General features: G+C 60.2%; 14 protein-coding genes. 6 read left to right on the top strand and 8 right to left on the bottom strand.

The annotated features are described in order from the left end of the window. The first annotated feature begins 241 nt into the window (after nucleotides 1-241). Nucleotides 242-1,048 (top strand): class II glutamine amidotransferase, encoded by an 807-nt coding sequence (locus tag HNQ72_RS13880; RefSeq protein WP_183992782.1) that lies wholly within the window; start codon nucleotides 242-244, stop codon nucleotides 1,046-1,048. Nucleotides 1,049-1,051: 3 nt separating this feature from the next. On the opposite strand, the gene HNQ72_RS13875 is transcribed toward HNQ72_RS13880, so the two are convergent. Together HNQ72_RS13875 and coaBC are read right to left on the bottom strand one after the other, a co-directional pair. Next, nucleotides 1,052-1,417, bottom strand: a complete 366-nt coding sequence (locus HNQ72_RS13875) for an MmcQ/YjbR family DNA-binding protein (protein ID WP_183992781.1) — start codon at nucleotides 1,415-1,417, stop codon at nucleotides 1,052-1,054. Between the two features lie 16 nt (nucleotides 1,418-1,433). Next, on the bottom strand, nucleotides 1,434-2,642 hold the full coding sequence (gene coaBC, locus HNQ72_RS13870) for a bifunctional phosphopantothenoylcysteine decarboxylase/phosphopantothenate--cysteine ligase CoaBC (protein WP_183993135.1): 1,209 nt from the start codon (nucleotides 2,640-2,642) through the stop codon (nucleotides 1,434-1,436). A 288-nt stretch (nucleotides 2,643-2,930) separates the two neighbouring features. Between coaBC and HNQ72_RS13865 the strand changes: the two genes are divergently transcribed. Then, nucleotides 2,931-3,482 carry a glyoxalase superfamily protein gene (locus HNQ72_RS13865; RefSeq protein ID WP_183992780.1) on the top strand — a complete coding sequence of 184 codons (552 nt, stop codon included), beginning with the start codon at nucleotides 2,931-2,933 and terminating at the stop codon, nucleotides 3,480-3,482. Here the strand turns inward: HNQ72_RS13865 and HNQ72_RS13860 are convergent, their stop codons facing one another. Then, nucleotides 3,483-4,364, bottom strand: coding sequence for a LysR family transcriptional regulator (locus HNQ72_RS13860; protein WP_183992779.1), 882 nt, complete (start codon nucleotides 4,362-4,364; stop codon nucleotides 3,483-3,485). 91 nt (nucleotides 4,365-4,455) lie between these two features. Between HNQ72_RS13860 and HNQ72_RS13855 the strand changes: the two genes are divergently transcribed. Continuing rightward, complete coding sequence (locus tag HNQ72_RS13855) at nucleotides 4,456-5,736, top strand: MFS transporter (protein ID WP_183992778.1); 1,281 nt, start codon at nucleotides 4,456-4,458, stop codon at nucleotides 5,734-5,736. A 10-nt stretch (nucleotides 5,737-5,746) separates the two neighbouring features. Here HNQ72_RS13855 and HNQ72_RS13850 read toward each other — a convergent pair whose 3' ends face one another. The 5 genes from HNQ72_RS13850 to ubiE all read right to left on the bottom strand — a co-directional run bounded on the left by HNQ72_RS13850 (nucleotide 5,747) and on the right by ubiE (nucleotide 11,950). Beyond that, nucleotides 5,747-6,523: a COG3904 family protein gene (locus HNQ72_RS13850; RefSeq protein WP_183992777.1), complete on the bottom strand. Its 777-nt coding sequence runs from the start codon at nucleotides 6,521-6,523 to the stop codon at nucleotides 5,747-5,749. Further along, complete coding sequence (locus tag HNQ72_RS13845) at nucleotides 6,510-7,838, bottom strand: hypothetical protein (RefSeq protein WP_183992776.1); 1,329 nt, start codon at nucleotides 7,836-7,838, stop codon at nucleotides 6,510-6,512. The genes HNQ72_RS13850 and HNQ72_RS13845 overlap by 14 nt, the downstream gene beginning before the upstream one ends. A 126-nt stretch (nucleotides 7,839-7,964) precedes the next feature. Then, on the bottom strand, nucleotides 7,965-9,527 hold the full coding sequence (locus HNQ72_RS13840; RefSeq protein WP_183992775.1) for an aromatic amino acid ammonia-lyase: 1,563 nt from the start codon (nucleotides 9,525-9,527) through the stop codon (nucleotides 7,965-7,967). A gap of 83 nt (nucleotides 9,528-9,610) precedes the next feature. Beyond that, a complete protein-coding gene (ubiB, locus tag HNQ72_RS13835) occupies nucleotides 9,611-11,170 on the bottom strand; it encodes a 2-polyprenylphenol 6-hydroxylase (protein ID WP_183992774.1) in 1,560 nt (519 codons plus the stop codon). A 3-nt stretch (nucleotides 11,171-11,173) separates the two neighbouring features. Beyond that, nucleotides 11,174-11,950 carry a bifunctional demethylmenaquinone methyltransferase/2-methoxy-6-polyprenyl-1,4-benzoquinol methylase UbiE gene (gene ubiE, locus HNQ72_RS13830; RefSeq protein WP_183992773.1) on the bottom strand — a complete coding sequence of 259 codons (777 nt, stop codon included), beginning with the start codon at nucleotides 11,948-11,950 and terminating at the stop codon, nucleotides 11,174-11,176. Between the two features lie 152 nt (nucleotides 11,951-12,102). Here ubiE and mutM point away from each other — a divergent pair, with 152 nt between their 5' ends. The 3 genes from mutM to rpsT all read left to right on the top strand — a co-directional run bounded on the left by mutM (nucleotide 12,103) and on the right by rpsT (nucleotide 14,229). Next, nucleotides 12,103-12,981, top strand: a complete 879-nt coding sequence (mutM, locus tag HNQ72_RS13825; protein WP_183992772.1) for a bifunctional DNA-formamidopyrimidine glycosylase/DNA-(apurinic or apyrimidinic site) lyase — start codon at nucleotides 12,103-12,105, stop codon at nucleotides 12,979-12,981. A gap of 28 nt (nucleotides 12,982-13,009) precedes the next feature. Beyond that, nucleotides 13,010-13,795 carry an enoyl-CoA hydratase gene (locus HNQ72_RS13820; protein ID WP_244654373.1) on the top strand — a complete coding sequence of 262 codons (786 nt, stop codon included), beginning with the start codon at nucleotides 13,010-13,012 and terminating at the stop codon, nucleotides 13,793-13,795. Nucleotides 13,796-13,962: 167 nt separating this feature from the next. Then, nucleotides 13,963-14,229, top strand: a complete 267-nt coding sequence (rpsT, locus tag HNQ72_RS13815; RefSeq protein WP_112507133.1) for a 30S ribosomal protein S20 — start codon at nucleotides 13,963-13,965, stop codon at nucleotides 14,227-14,229. Nucleotides 14,230-14,699: the final 470 nt, after the last annotated feature.

Here is a 14,699-nt window from a genome sequence, read left to right as displayed (position 1 = left end):
ATCGGCAACCCTTGATGCCACGGAATGGCCGCAAATGGGGCCGTCTGTACGGTACCGTGCGGGTAAGCCGAAAAGCGTTGCCGGCACACAACAGTCTTAATGTGCGTTGCAAAACGTGAAGTTTCGCCCGTCGCATTTCCGTCACGAATACTGTTAGCTTAACTTTTCATTAGGCGAATAACCCGACCCTCCTCCCAATGCGCCACGTTTGGCCGCGATCTCTATCGGAGTTAAAAAATCCATGTGCCGCTGGGCTGCCTATCGAGGCGAACCGCTTTATCTGGAAGAGCTTGTTTCATCACCTGCCCATTCCCTCATAGAGCAATCCCATTGTGCAACCCGCGCCAAGACGGCGACAAACGGAGATGGTTTCGGCATCGCCTGGTATGGCGACAGGCCTGAGCCGGGTCGTTATCGCGACGTTCTGCCCGCCTGGTCCGACTGCAATCTGAGAAGCCTCGCAAGGCAGATCCGCTCATCGCTTTTCCTTGCTCATGTCCGCGCGGCAACAACGGGCGCAACCCGGCGCGACAACTGTCATCCCTTCGTTCACGGCCACTGGTCGTTCATGCATAACGGCCAGATCGCCAATTTCGATCGCATTCGCCGCCGCCTGGAAAGCATGCTCTCCGATGATCTGTTCAGCGCCCGAACCGGCACGACCGATAGCGAAATGATCTTCCTTCTCGCGCTGCAGTTGGGCCTCGATGCCGATCCGCTGGGCGCAATGGAAAAGGCCGTTGCCACGGTCGAGGCGCTATCGATGGAAAAATCCGGCGAGGCGCTCGTGCGCTTTACCGCCTGTTTCTCTGACGGCAAGCAGCTTTATGCCGTGCGTTACGCCACCGATCACAAGCCGCCGACGCTTTATGCAGCACCTATGGCCGGCCCGGCAGGTGCCAAAAGCGGTTATTGCCTCGTCTCCGAACCTTTGAACGACGAGGCCGATACCTGGGTGGAAATCCCGGATGGCAGCGCCGTCAAGGTTTGCCCGGATGGCATGCAGGCGCTGCTGTTTCAGCCGAAGCTGCTCGCCGAGGCCGCCTGATCTTCATACCACGGGTAGCGTGATCCCAAGCTCCAGCCGCAGTTTCTTCGTCAGTCCGGCAGCCACCAGATCGTAGGAACGGGTGAGGTAATGCACGACTTCCTCCTCTGAAAGCGGTGCACTCGCCCGAATCTCCACCCATTTGCGTTTGGCGAAATAGGGAGCTTGGCCGACCCCTTCGAGCGCCGTCAGGATTTCAAAACTTTCCTCCGAACATTTCACCACGATCCGAGCCTCGTCGCCTTCGCCGAGAAGGGTGAACACCTTGTCGCCCACCTTGGCGACGTGGCTGTCCCATTGGTCGACGAAGGAGGTTCCCGGCAATCTCTTCACGAAGGCATCGAAACCCTTTTTCGTGAACAGGTTCATGGTCATGGCTCCTGTCTCAGTTCGGCAGTCTGGAGGCGATCAGTGCCGCCAGTCGCCCGGCCACCTCATCCTTTGCGAGATCGGGCCACTCATCAATGCCCTTGGCGGAAATGATCTTTACGCGGTTTCTATTGCCGCCCATCACCCCGGTCTCCGGCGAGACGTCGTTAGCAACGATCATGTCGGCCCCCTTCCGCTCCAGCTTGGCGCGGCCGTTGGCCTCGACATTCTGCGTCTCGGCCGCAAAGCCGATAACGAGTTTCGGCCGTCGGGCATGATGGCCCACGGTTTTCAGGATATCCGGGTTCTCCGCCAGTTGCAGCGGGGCAGGGGCCTCTCCTGGCTGCTTCTTGATCTTCTGATCGGCGGATGACACCACGCGCCAGTCGGCAACGGCTGCCACCATTACTGCGATATCGGTGGGGAGTTGCGCGGTCACAGCCTCCAGCATTTCGCTCGCGGTCTCGACATGAACGGTGGTCACGCCGGCCGGATCGGGGATCGTCACCGGACCGGAAACCAGCGTAACCTTGGCGCCGAGCTTTGCCAGCGCTGCGGCAATTGCATGCCCCTGACGCCCGGAAGACCGGTTTGCGATGTAGCGAACAGGGTCGATCGGTTCATGGGTCGGGCCGGAGGTAACGATCGCGGTTCGGCCTTCAAGCGGCTTTGCGCCCGCATTGAGCAAGTCGATCACCGCGGCTGAGATCTGCAGTGGTTCGGCCATGCGGCCGATGCCTGCCTCGTTGCTTTCCGCCATTTCGCCGGCCATCGGGCCGATGAAGGAAATGCCGTCTCGCTTGAGAACCTCGACATTGCGGCGCGTCGGTGCCGCATCCCACATTTTCGGGTTCATGGCCGGCGCGACGAGAACCGGCCGGTCAGTGGCAAGCAGAACGGTGCTCGCCAGATCGTCGGCCAGCCCATGCGCCATCTTCGCCATCAGGTTTGCCGTAGCGGGTGCCACCAGCACGAGATCGCAATCGCGCGCCAGCCTGATGTGTCCGACATCCTGCTCGTCTTCGCGCGAAAAGAGTTCCGTATAGACATGGCCTGAAGAGAGCGCGCCGACGGCAAGCGGGGTGACGAATTCCTGCGCCGATTTCGTCATCAGCGGCCGCACCTCCGCGCCGCGCTCACGCAGCCGGCGGATCAGGTCGAGGCTCTTATAGGCCGCGATGCCGCCCGAGATGATGAGGAGAATACGCTTGCCGGAGAGTTCCATAGTCTTGCCTGCCATTGAAGTGCCCGGAAGCTAAGACCTTGTCCTCAAAGTTGCAATCGCCTTTCCTCCCAAGTGGTGAATGGCATGTGGTGAGGGGCTGGCAGCCACTTGCCTGCGACAATCCGCGGCGCTACCAATTCGCATGGCCGGATGCGGCCAGCCGCCCGCGGTATTTTGCCATGGTGAACGCATCCACCGACCATCATCGTGACCATCCGGCCAATGATGACGAACGGATCAGCAATGCGGGCCCTGATTTGGCCGTTCGTCCGTTGAAAGGATAATGTCATGCGCGATTTCCGCGATGCGAAACTAATGGCAAAAAGCCTGCGCGAGGCGCTTGCCGAACAGAATGTCGAAATCTCCCACAGTGGGGCACTGGAACTGGTCTCGGCGCAGTTCGGCTATGACGACTGGAACATTCTGGCAGCAAAGATAGAAGCAGCCGTTCCGACAGAACGAAAAGACCCGATCACCATCCAGCCCGCCATCCCGATCTTCCGCATTTTCGATGTGGCAAAGGCGATGGAGTTCTATCGGGATTTCCTCGGATTTGGCGTCGATTGGGAACATCGCTTCGCGCCCACCGCACCGCTTTACTGCCAGATGTCGCGCAGCGGCATGCTGATCCATCTCTCCGAACACGCCGGAGATGCCTCGCCCGGCGCGCGCGTCTTCGTCCCCATGTCGGGGGCGGCGGCCTTCCAGAAAGAACTTATCGGAAAGAACTATCCGTATATGCGTCCGGGGCTGGAACAGGCGCCTTGGGGGCTGGAAGTCACCGTCATCGATCCGTTCAGCAACCGCATCACTTTTTGTGAGCGCGAGACAAAGGGCTGACTAGCTCGTCTGAACAAGCCCGAAAAGATTGAGTGCGATCGGGGATCGTTGTTCCTTCATCATGGCGATCCCCAGTCGCGCCACCAGCGGAGGCCCTTCTATCGGTCGAAACACGACGCCGTCGATTTCGATCTTCGCCAGCGATTTCGGCACGATCGACACGCCGAGCCCAGCCGCAACCAGGTTGACGACCGACGGGATTTGCGGGGCTTCCTGCGTCACCGTCAGCTCGAAACCGGCTTCCTTGCAGGCCTGCAGGATGTCGGTATAGAGGCTGAGCCCCATATTGCGCGGAAATATGATGAAAGGCTCGCCGGCAAGGCTTGCAAGCTTCACGCGGCTTTGTGCCGCAAGCGGGTGGCCGGCGGGAAGCGCGACCAGCATCTGTTCGTCGGCCATGCGTTTCAGCCGCACGTCTTTCGGATCTTCCAGCCCCGGCCGGATGAAGGCAACGTCGAGTTCACCTCTTGAGAGCTTTTCCATCAGCCAGTTGCTGTTCATCTCGATCAGCGACAGGGCAACCTCCGGCCATCGCGCCCGAAACTGCCGGATGATAGTCGTCACGGCCGGGTTAAACGTTGCGGAGGCCGTAAAACCGAGTGTCAGGCGGCCCGTTTCGCCGCGCGCAGCCCTTTGAGCAGCAAGTTTCGCGTGATCCGCCGCCGCAAGCGAGATCCTCGCCTCTGCAAGAAAGGCGACACCCGCCGCCGTCAGTTCTGCGCCATGCGCCACCCGGTGAAACAGCTGCGAGCCGATTTCCGTTTCGAGGTCACGGATCTGCTGGCTGAGCGGCGGTTGGCCGATGCCGAGTTTTGCCGCTGCTCTGGTGAAATTCAGTTCTTCCGCGACGGCGACGAAATAACGAAGATGTCGAAGCTCCATATCCAAAACCTATCACGAACGCGTCCTCCATATATTGGACACATGAACGCATGCTGGCTAGATTCGGCGTATTCCAGAAGGTCTTTTTATCATGCCGTCCGCCGCCGCCAGCCGTCCTTTAGCTTCCGAAATCGATATTCTAGAACCCACGATTACCGCGCCTCAGTCTAATCCTCCCAAGCAATATCTGACGCGCGGTACGCCAGGCTACCGAAAGGCTAGCCTGGCACTTTTCATGTCCGGTTATTCGACCTTTGCGCTGCTATACTGCGTGCAGCCGTTGATGCCGATCTTCGCCGACGAGTTCAAAGTCAGCCCGGCGATGAGCTCATTGTCACTGTCGCTGTCGACGGGTTTGCTTGCACTGGCCATCTTCTGTGCTGCCGCGATCTCCGAACGTTTCGGTCGCCGCAGCCTGATGTTCTGTTCGTTGATGGGGGCCTCGCTCTGCACGCTTGCCTGCGCCGTCATGCCGAGCTGGAACCTCATCCTTGTTATCCGCGCGCTGGAAGGCCTGCTGCTCGGTGGCGTCCCGGCCGTTGCCATGGCCTATCTGTCGGAAGAGATCGATCCCAAGGGGATCGGTGCCGCCATGGGCCTCTATATCGCCGGCAATGCGCTGGGCGGCATGTCTGGGCGTGTCTTCACCGGCATTCTCGCCGAGTATCTGTCCTGGCGCGTGGCGCTGGCCGTCATCGGCGCTTTCGGCATCGCGGCTGCCATCGGTTTCTTCACCATGCTGCCGCCGTCGCGCAACTTCAAGCCGCGCCGGTCCAATGCCAGCCATCACGTCTCGGCCTGGCTCGGCCACGTCAAAAAAGGCCCACTGGCGCTGCTTTTCCTCATCGGTTTTCTGTTGATGGGCTCATTTGTCACCATCTACAACTATTCCGGCTTCCGGCTGGTGGTCGAACCCTATCACCTCAACCAGACAGAACTCGGCCTGATCTTCACCGCCTATCTCTGTGGCGTCGGCTCGTCCTGGGTCGGCGGCACGCTGAGCGACCGTTTCGGCCAGTTCCAGGTGATGATGGCGGGCATTATCCTGATGTTTTCTGGACTGATGACCACCCTGGCATCGCCGCTCATCCTCATCATTCTCGGCATAGCCATGCTGACGGCGGGCTTTTTCATGGCCCATGCGGTGGCAAGCGCCCTGATCGGGCGTCTGGCCGGTAGCAACAAGGGGCATGCCTCCTCGCTTTACCTTCTGGCCTATTATCTGGGGTCCAGCATCGCCGGTTCGATCGGCGGCAAGTTCTGGAGTGCCGGCGGCTGGTCGGCGGTCATTACCTTTACCGGCATCATGCTGGCGCTCGCTCTGGTCGCCGGACAGACGGCCTATTTCCTGAGCTGTCGTAAGGCCAGATAAGCGGCCATTGCTATCCGCCGGTCCGGGCAGCCCGGATCGGCTGGGTGACCAGCTTGAAATCCGCCATTTCCTTTTCGCTCAAATAATAGAGCCGGTCGGGCGGCGTCTCCAGCGCGTGCAGCCACAGGGCTGAGCCTATGCCCATTTCTTCCAGATGCCGGGCAACCCGCGCCGTCGTCGATTGCGCGCTCGACATCGCTTGTTCCGCGGAAGGCCGGTCGCGGCTGCCGTTGAAGACCTGATGCACGCCGATGACGGCCTCTTTTTCCGCGATGCGTTCTACCCCGCCGGAAAACACGATCGGGCAGGATGAGGCGCAAAGCCCGCGCGAGGCGATTATGGTCTGAAGCTTCTTCTCGCGAATGAGCTTCGACATAGCAATCGCATCATCCACCGAGCCGCCCGGCGAATTCAGATGTACGGTTTTCACATATTCCCCGCGAGCCTCGATCTCCTGCGCGAAACGGCCCGCGGCACCGGGATCGATCGTCCCTTCCGCCATCAGCACGCCGCCGGGTTTGAGCTCGAAAGTCATCGCCTTGCGCAAAACCTCGCTCGGGCTCGCAGGCTCGACCGGCGGAGAGGCAGGACGCCCGTCCGTCAGCGCCGGAGGTAATACGGGCTGGTCGTCATGCATCGGATCGAAACCCGGCAATTCCGCATTCGCAGTGGTGATCTCGCGCACGTCGATTACCAGAAAGGTCAAGGACGCGGCCAGCAACACATAGAACACGCAGCGCATCAGCACGCCGTCATCGATCCGGCGAATGGCCTCACCGATCGTCATGCAGCCTGTCCCTGCCACGCGTGCGCGGATCGAGATTGGTGATGTTGTTCGGTTCCTCGGCGGCGTCTTCGCCTTCCGCCTTGCTCTCTTCCTTCTCCGCTCTGGTAACTGCAGCCTCGAGATCGACACCGCTGGCCGAAAGCGCGCGCTGGATTTCAACTGCCCGCATCAGTTCAGCCGCCGTGATGCGCTCCGCATAGGGCAGCTTCTCCTCCTGCCTGCGGATGGAAGCATGCGCGACGGCGAGAATGAACACCATCACGCCCGGCAGAAGATCGATCGAGATGGCTCCGGCCCATGCGGGAATGAAATCCTGTGCGTAATGCAGCACGGCTTCGGCCGAAGACAGCGGCACGAAGCGGCGTTCTGCGACCGGCGCTCTGGCTAGGATTTCGTCGGCCGCTTTTGCAAGCGCCTTGGACTGGGCCGCAACCGAAGCTCTGACGGTCGTCATCACCTGATCCTGCCGGTTGATGAGGTTGGCATCGCTGCCATCTGCGACAGGCGCAATGAAGCCGAGCGAGAGATCGTCCGCCGCGCGGCGGATCGATGGGGCGATCGAGGTCTGGGCAAGCGAACTGATCACGCCGGTCAGCGCTACCGCTTCTGTCGAAAACTGGTCGGCGCGAGGCTCGATCCGGCCGGGCGCCGAAATCAGCGAACGCATCGTTTCAAGCCGCTTCTGCCCTTGCTCGAAGAGATCCGCCACTTGCTCGCGCGAACCGTTGATATTGGCTTCGAGCGACTTCATCTGTCCCGACATCTGGGTCAGGAGCTGCACCACGCTGCCTGATCCCGTCGTGCCGGTCAGCGATCCCGATTGCCGCTCGACGGCGGCGAGCTGGGAGAACCGTTCCGAGGCGCGCTGGATATCCGGCAGAAGGCTCTGGACCGCCAGCACGTTCTGATGGGCGCGATCCAGATCGGCGGAATAACCTTCAACTGTTTCCGAAAGATGCTGCTCGACGGCGGCAGAGCCCGCAAGCGCTGCCGCATTCAGCCAGCTCGACATGGCGAGGATCATCGCCGCGCCGGTCGCCATTACGAACAGCATCGCGGTCCTGCCCGTCCGGCTGGTGATATGCGGGTAGAAACGCGCCATGTAGGACCAGAAGGCATAGATGCCCACCGAGACAGAAACCGAGTAGATGATCGCAGCGAAGAAGACACCGGTCGGCGATCCGTCGAGGATCGAGCGGACGCCGAGATAGGTATAGACGCCCGAAGCCAGTGCCAGCACGGCAAGCGCGAAACGGGTCATGGTTTCGACGGCTGCGATACCGTCCTTCAGGCGTTGCGTAGGACCCAAGGCCATAGGCAATCTCCGGGAAGAGGAATGTATTCCTTAAAGAGCTATGAAGAACTCGGCGGAATCAAGACCGGCGCGCGGTATGGCGATGGCAAAGACCTGGGAAAGTTCGGCTTTTCGCTTGAAATCCGGTCAGGTCTCGATACCCTGCATGCCGAAACCACCAAGCGCGAAGAAATCGTCGATCGCGTGAATGGGCGAGATCGCGATCAGCTTCGACAGAAAGGCGTCGGAGGCAAGTTCCTCTTCGATCGCTTCCACTTCCGCCGAGAGCGCGCGATCGACCGTATAGAAGGCTGCGTGTTTGCGCACCACTTCATAGATCAGCCCGACTGCACCACCCGGCTTGTCGCCATGGATATCCATCGCCTGTGCGGCCAGAAGCGCCTCCAGGCCCGCCAGACGCCTGACGGCTCGAACCTGCCGCTCGAAACGTTCGACCACGAGAGGCAGGAAGGCGGCCTCGTCCTCCATCCCGCCAGCCACGACGATCGACTGGGCCGAGACCGGATTGCTCATTGAAAGCACCCGCGAATAAATATCGCCCGCAAGCTTGATGATCGGCCCGAAGCCGGTGGCGATCGCGCCCGGCGGCACGAGATTGACCGGCAGGTCGCGCCGCTGGCCGTTGCCCAAAAGGACGCAACGGTTGAAGGAATTGCGGGCCGCATGCGCCATGCAGAGCACCGCTGATTCCATCAGCACCGTCACGTCGAGCGGCAGCGATCCGCCCGATGTCAGCACCCGGCCGTCGGCAATCACGGGATTATCGTCGGAGCGGCCTGTCGCCGCCAGGATCTTGTGACCGGAGGTCAGCACGCTCTCGAACACCGCACCGAATACCTGCGGGATCATTCGAAGACTGAGTGGATCCTGCACATGGGTGCCGCTCGGCCAATCCCAGCCCTGGGAGGCATTCAGCAGCCAGGAGCCGATCATCGCTTCCCGCGCCGTGCCCACATGAGTGACGGCAAGCCAGGGATCGCGCGAGGCGCCCATCGCTCCGGATGCGGTGAGGCCGGTGGCAAGCAATACGCGCAACGCACCGGCAGCCCCGCGCATGATCCGGGCTGCGGCGGCGAAACTTACAGAATTGACGCTGAGTGAGGCAAGGCTGTCGCGCGGCGCCATCCGCTGTGGCGAAATGCCTGCCGCTGCAAAAGCTTCTGTCGCGGGCATTCGTCGGCCTCGGTATACGGCCTCACCGACACCGGTCAGAACCGCGCCGATCTGTCCCATCAGGCCGATATCGGCGCAACCAATCGAACCCGTGCGGCGAACGACGGGAATGACATCGGCCTCAAGCAGCGCGAGATAACTCTCCACCAACTCCGTTGTGCAGCCGACATAACCGGTCAGCGCCGTATTGATCCGGAGCGCAATCGCGTTGCGCACGACCTCGGTCGGAAAGGGATCGCCGGTGCCGAAATGATGGGCGCGCACCAGGCCGAGATTGAACTGGTCGAGTTCGTCGCTCGACCATTCGATATCCTTCATCGCGCCGACGCCGGTCGTCGCGCCATAGACAGGCATGCCGTCTGCAATCGCCTGTTCGAGAATGGCCCTTGCTGCCCGAACGCGGGCCATGCCGTCCGGCTCGGCGCTGACCGAGGCGCGGCCATCGCCGATCACCAGAAGTTCCGCAAAGCCAAGCGGCTGGCCGGTCAACTGAATGGGAAATTTCGTCTCGGACATCTGCTTTGCCATGCTCCCAGATTATTGGAAATGCGGCCGTGGGATATCCCGAAATGCGAAAGGCGATGTCGCGTGAAAACCTGTCAGAGCGTCACGGCGATATAGACGAGTGTGGCCGCAATCACCCACAGCGCCCATCTTCCGTAACGGCTGTGCCGTGCTTCCGCCTTTCCGATCGCTTCCGCCGTCTCGGGATCGAAACGCAGGCCATTTTCGCTCATATGGACCAGTTCCTGATGGAACTTGCCCGTCTGCGCGGCGATCTCGGGGGCTGCTTCCGCAAGCTTCACGATTGCCTTCAGGCCATCCTTCACGTCCGAGACCACTCGCTTCGGCCCGAGATTGTCACGGATCCAATCGCCTACGACCGGCTCCGAGGCCTTCCACATGTTGAAGCGCGGGTTGAGCATGCGCGACACGCCTTCGACCACCACCATCGTCTTCTGCAAGAGGATCAGTTCCGGCCGGGTCTGCATCTCGAAAAGGTCGGTCACTTCGAACAGCAGGGCCAGAAGCCGCGCCATCGAAATCGTCTCTGCCGGCTGGCCGTGGATCGGCTCTCCGATCGCGCGGATCGCCTGGGCGAAGGCTGCCACGTCATGATGACCGGGCACGTAACCGGCCTCGAAATGCACTTCGGCAACGCGCATGTAGTCGCGGGTAATGAAGCCGAATAGGATCTCGGCAAGGAACCGCCGTTCCTTCTTGCCTAGTCGCCCGGTAATGCCCATGTCGACGGCGACGATCGTGCCGTCCCGCTCAACGAACAGATTGCCGGGATGCATGTCTGCATGGAAGAAGCCGTCGCGCAGCGTATGCCGCAGGAAGGACTGGATCAGCACTTCGGCGAGCTTTTCCAGATTGTGACCGGCGGCACGCAGTGCCTCGACATCGTTCATCTTGATGCCGTCGATCCACTCCATGGTGATGACGTCGCGGCCGGTCCGCTCCCAATCGACGGTCGGAACGCGAAAACCCGGATCATCCTTGGTATTTTCGGCAATCTCGGAAAGGGCCGCCGCCTCGAGGCGCAGGTCCATTTCCATCTTGGTCGTCTGTTCGAGCGTGCGTGTGACCTCGATCGGGCGAAGACGCCGGCTGGAGGGCAGAAGCCGCTCCTGCATGCGGGCAACCACATACATGCCCTCGATGTCATGGGCAAAACGCTGGCGCACCCCGGGGCGCACGACCTTCACGGCAACCTGTTTGCCGTGGACATGCGCCGGATGAACCTGCGCGATGGAAGCGGCGGCAATCGGTTCTTCGAAGGACGTGTAGAGATCTTCGATCGGACGACCGAGCGAAGTCTGGATCGCATTCTTGGCGGCTTCCGTCGGGAAAAACGCCATGCGGTCCTGCAGCATGGCAAGATCGACAGCCCAGTCGACGCCGACGACATCCGGACGCGTGGCAAGAAACTGGCCGATCTTCACATAGGACGGCCCGAGCCGATCGACGGCGCGCGTCAGCCTCTCGCTGCGTGCCTGCTTTTTCGCCCGAAAGCGCGCGAGCGGCTCGAGCATCGATTTGGCAAAGCCGACAGCCGGCGGCATGTCTTCGGTCGGAAGCGCGGAAACCACACCTTCGCGGACAAGGACCCAGCCGACACGGGCGAGCCGGAAATAGGCGCCGATCGTGCTCATGCCTTAGAGCTTCCAGCCGGAATGCAGCGCAGCGATGCCGCCGGTGTAATTGGTATAGCTTACGCGTGAAAAACCGGCCTCGCGGATCATCGTGGCGAAATTCTCCTGGTTGGGGAATTTGCGGATCGATTCCACCAGATACTGATAGGGTTCGGCATCGCCGGTGATCATCTTGCCGAATTGCGGGATCGCCTTGAACGACCATTCTTCATAGAACTTGTCGAGCAACGGCATCTCGACTTCGGAGAATTCCAGAACCAGAAGCCGTCCGCCGCGCTTCAGCACGCGATAGGCTTCCGACAAAGCCACATCGATGCGCGGCACGTTGCGAATGCCGAAGGCGACCGTATAGGCGTCGAAGGAATTGTTTTCGAAAGGCAGCGATTCCGCATTGGCCTCGACGAAATCGAGATTGTCTGAAAGCTTCTTCTTCGCGGCACGTTCTGCGCCGACGGCAAGCATCGAACCGTTGATATCGAGAACCGTGGTATGTGCCTTGCGGCCGGAGGCTTCCACGATGCGGAAGGCGATGTCGCCGGTGCCGCCGGCAACGTCGAGTGTCTTGTAGCCTTCTTCCTTGCGCGGCGAGAGCGCTGCGATCATCGCATCCTTCCAGACGCGGTGCATGCCGGCCGACATCACGTCATTCATGATGTCGTAGCGCTTGGCGACCTTGTGAAAGACGTCGTTGACCAGACCCTGCTTTTCTCCGTCGGCCACCTGGCGGAAGCCATAGGAGGTTTCCATTCCGCCATGGGCGCCGGTTCGGGCATCGGTCATCGGTTACTCCTTAACGTCTTTTTCCTTGGGTCTCCGATGGTAGCGAAACCGATTGTGGATCGCTATGTGGTGGATGGCCCGGTCGGTAAATCAATTGTCCGTCCGGTCTATAGATCACCGGCGCGGTTGTTGAAACAGGAAGTTAGGTATCCATGCCCGAATTGCCAGAGGTCGAGACCGTGAGAAGGGGGCTTGCTCCGGTCATGGAAGGCGCGCTTTTGACGCGGCTTCAACAGAACCGCCCCGATCTTCGTTTTCCGTTTCCTGAAGCCTTTGCCGAACGGGTTGCCGGACGCCATATCGTCTCCCTCGGCCGACGTGCAAAATATCTGCTGATTGATCTGGAGGATAACCTGACGGTCATCAGCCATCTCGGCATGTCGGGATCGTTCCGCATCGAGGATGAGGTTCAGGGCGACTTTCATCATGCCCGCTCGAAAGACAGTAAGCATGACCATGTCATCTTCCATGTCGAGCGTGACGGCAGAGCGCAGAAGGTCATCTATAACGACCCGCGCCGTTTCGGCTTCATGCATCTGTGGAAGCGCAGCGAACTCGATCTTTATCCGGCCTTTGCCGAGCTCGGGCCGGAGCCGACCGGCAATGCTCTTGATGCCGATTATCTGGCCGGGCGCCTGAGCGGCAAAAACCAACCGCTGAAAGGCGCGCTTCTCGACCAGACGGTAATCGCCGGTCTCGGCAATATCTATGTCTGTGAAGCCCTGTGGCGGTCGCATCTGTCACCCAAACGCCAGTCGGGCACGCTGGTGACGCCGAAAGGAAAGCCCAAAAAGGAATTGCTGTTGCTGACCGAGGCAATCCGCGCCGTGATTGCCGATGCCATCGCCGCCGGAGGCTCGTCCCTGCGCGATCACATCCAGACGGATGGATCGCTCGGTTATTTCCAGCATTCCTTCTCTGTCTATGATCGCGAGGGCGGGGCTTGTCGCATGCCAGGCTGCAACGGTACCGTTGAACGCATCACGCAATCCGGCAGGTCGACCTTTTATTGCCAGGCCTGCCAGAAATAAGCCGCCGACGATTTTGGAGGATAACCCGGTGACCCTTGAATCCGACTACGAGACGATACTGACCGAAACCCGCGGAGCGGTCGCGATTGTCACGCTCAACCGTCCCAAGGCACTCAACGCGCTGAATTCGGTCGTCATGACCGAGTTGACGGCGGCGCTGAGCGCCTATGACAATGACGAGAGTGTTGCCGTCGTCGTCCTCACCGGTTCCGAAAAGGCCTTTGCCGCCGGCGCCGACATCAAGGAAATGCAGTCGCTCGAATTTGTCGACGCCTATGTCGGTGACTTCATCTCCGGCTGGGACGCCGTGGCCGCCTTCCGCAAGCCGCTGATCGCCGCCGTTTCCGGTTTCGCGCTCGGGGGAGGCTGCGAGCTTGCCATGATGTGCGACTTCATCATTGCGTCCGACACGGCGAAATTCGGCCAGCCGGAGATCACGCTCGGCGTCATTCCGGGCATGGGCGGCTCGCAGCGCCTCACGCGTGCCGTTGGTAAGGCCAAGGCCATGGACCTGGTCCTGACCGGCCGGATGATGGATGCCGCAGAAGCCGAGCGCGCGGGACTCGTATCGCGTGTGGTGGACGCCGACAGGCTGATGGACGAAACGCTGGCCGCCGCAGAGAAGATTGCCGGGTTCCCGCGTGCCGCCACGCTGATGGCGAAGGAGGCCGTCAACCGGTCCTTTGAGGTAACGCTTGCTGAAGGGCTGCGTTTCGAGCGCCGTGTATTCCAGTCGCTGTTTGCCACCGCCGACCAGAAGGAAGGCATGGCCGCCTTTGTCGAAAAGCGCAAACCCGCCTTTTCCAATAGGTAGAGGCTTAAAAAGCGCGTTGACTGGGGCAGGTATTCCCGCTATATGCCCGCCCACAGTTGGGAAAGCCTTTATGCGGCTTCCTCTATTGCTCCCGAATTGCTGGATGATGGGTCGCAGGACCGGCGGCAACGGTGGAGTGTTGGTTCGAATTCGTAGAGAGGCATGAAATGGCCAATACAACTTCGGCGAAAAAAGCGACCCGCAAGATCGCTCGCCGCACCGCAGTCAACAAGGCTCGCCGTTCGCGCGTTCGCGGCTTCATCCGTAAGGTTGAAGAAGCTATCGCAACCGGTGACGTATCTGTTGCTGCTGAAGCACTCAAGGCTGCTCAGCCTGAGATCGCTCGCGCCGCTACCAAGGGCGTTCTTCACAGCAACACGGCATCCCGCAAGGTGTCTCGTCTTGCTGCTCGCGTGAAGGCACTTTCCGCCTAAGCCGGCTATCAATTTCAAAGTTTTAAGAGAGCCTGGTCTAACGACCGGGCTTTCTTTGATTCTGCCTTTTCAACCGGTCGTTGCTCGGCTCAATAACGGTTTCGTGTCATATGCGTGACAAGGAAAATGCAGGTTTATTAGAGACTTACGGGCATTAGTTTGGCTTTTGCGTTCATTCCGGCCGGACCTTCGAGGGTCAAAACAGAGTCAAGCGATTTTTTATTTTTCCTGTGAATCGCGATGGTTGTGGCTGGCCAAATTTGAATCTCATTGATTCAACAGCGATTCTTTATGACAGGCTCTGCGACATTCTAAACACGCGGCAAGAGTCAACGCCCGGCGCTTAATTTTGGGTAAAAAACACTGTTGATCTTGCCAGGTGATCCTGCCTAAATGGCTTCCAGCAAGGGGCTCGGGGACAACTTCAGGAGCTTCCGCTGACAGTCTCAATCAAGAGAAGGTCGCGGATG

The organism is Aliirhizobium wenxiniae (genome assembly GCF_014201355.1).
GTDB classification, from domain to species: domain Bacteria; phylum Pseudomonadota; class Alphaproteobacteria; order Rhizobiales; family Rhizobiaceae; genus Neorhizobium; species Neorhizobium wenxiniae.
The sequence above is the reverse complement of the archived record's forward strand: the minus strand, read 5'-3'. Positions and strand labels throughout refer to the sequence as shown.